Raw genomic sequence first — 1,097 nt, forward strand, 5'->3', positions numbered from 1 at the left:
GCACGGCCCCTGTGCCGTGACGAGGGCCGTCGGGGCGCGGGGCCCCGAGCGCGCGTCATTACGCGCGCATGTCTGTATCCCGTACGCGCGACGTCATTCCGTATGCGCGACCTCCGGGAGCGTGTCAGGGCGTTGCGTGTGTGGGAGCGAACAGGCGCAGGACCGCCGGGAGTACCACCACCGACGGGCCGGGGGCCGCCAGCGCCGCCGCCAGGTCCTCGCCCAGCCGCTCCGGCGACGTGCGGACCGCCGGGACGCCGAACGACTCGGCCAGCGCCACGAAGTCCGGGCGCGCCAGCTCGGTGCCGGTGGCCGTGCCGAAGGCGTCCGTCATGTACTCGCGCAGGATGCCGTAGCCGCCGTCGTCGACGATCAGCCACGTGACCGGCAGGTCGTACTGGCGGGCCGTGGCCAGCTCGGCGATCGAGTACATCGCGCCGCCGTCGCCCGAGACGGCCAGCACCGGCTTCGTACGATCCGCCACTGCGGCCCCGAGCGCGGCCGGGAAGCCGTAGCCCAGGCCGCCGGCGCCCTGGGCGGAGTGCATGGCCCCCTCGCGCGGGTCGAACGCGGACCACGCCCAGTAGGCCAGCATCGTCATGTCCCAGAAGCTGGGGGACGTGTCGGGGAGGGCGTCGCGTACGGCGGTCAGGAGCTGCTGCTCCTGCTTCAGGTCCTGGGCGGCGAGGCGTTGGCGGACGCGGACGAGGAGGGCCGAGGCTGCTTCGGCTGCTTCGGGGCGCGTGCGCGGGGTGGCCTGTTCGGCCAGGACCGCCAGCGTCAGGCGGGCGTCCGCGTGGATGCCGAGGGCCGGGACGTTCGACTCCAGCTTGCCCAGGTCCGCCTCGATCTGGATGACCCGGCCGCGGGGACGGAACGTGTGGTAGTTCGACGAGAGTTCGCCCAGGCCCGAGCCGACGACCAGGAGGACGTCGGCGTCCTCCAGGAAATCCGTGGTGTGGCGGTCCTCCAGCCAGGACTGGAGCGAGAGACGGTGGTCCCAGGGGAACGCGCCCTTGCCGCCGAAGGTGGTGGCGACCGGGGCATCCAACTTCTCGGCCAGCGCGAGGAGTTCGGCCTGCGCCCCGGCGCGCACG

General features: G+C 73.4%; 1 protein-coding gene. It reads right to left on the minus strand.

The annotated features are described in order from the left end of the window. Positions 1-124 precede the first annotated feature (124 nt). Positions 125-1,097: thiamine pyrophosphate-binding protein (locus AOK16_RS24825; protein ID WP_169790960.1), on the minus strand; the 973-nt coding region annotated here is incomplete at its 5' end.

Origin of the sequence: Streptomyces pathocidini (assembly GCF_001418495.1) — a bacterium.
GTDB lineage: Bacteria > Actinomycetota > Actinomycetes > Streptomycetales > Streptomycetaceae > Streptomyces > Streptomyces pathocidini.